The 496-nt window shown below is 29.2% G+C and carries 1 protein-coding gene; it reads left to right on the top strand.

Translation table 11 applies throughout. The features are described 5' to 3' along the window. Positions 1-133: 133 nt before the first annotated feature. The coding region (locus QP381_RS08510; RefSeq protein WP_285068499.1) for a hypothetical protein at positions 134-496 on the top strand (363 nt) is incomplete at its 3' end.

Consider the following 496-nt stretch of genomic DNA (forward strand, 5'->3'; position numbering starts at 1 on the left):
TCTATTCTTCCCCTTCTTTGCTTAAGAAGAGTATGGTTGTAGTGAGTGCCATAAATTAGCGTTATTATCTTATGAAGTATCAGTTATAGAAAATATTTAGTTAGTGTTATTTAAAATAAATGAGGTGAGAGTGGTGTCATATATTGAGAATCCAGGAAGCAATTATGATGAACTTATTTGGTATTTAACGACTAATTATGATGAGGTGGAGGGGGAGGATTTTTATCGATATATTTTTCCTAATAATCAAAAAACTGGAGAATATAATACTGATAAGAATCATTGGAAAGCAAATGCTGTTTATTTGTATCACGATGAAGATAATTCTGAAAAAACTTATCGAAGAAGAATTATGTTAGATGATACTTGGGAAGAAGATTTTGAAAATTATATTTATGATAATCATCATACTTTGTGTAGTGGCTTGTCTTATCGTGGAAAAGCTAATACTTTATTGAATGCTAGAGAGCTAAATGCAATTATTATTGATTTAGAT

The organism is Pauljensenia sp. UMB6358, assembly GCF_030216865.1.
GTDB classification, from domain to species: Bacteria; Actinomycetota; Actinomycetes; order Actinomycetales; family Actinomycetaceae; genus Pauljensenia; species Pauljensenia turicensis_A.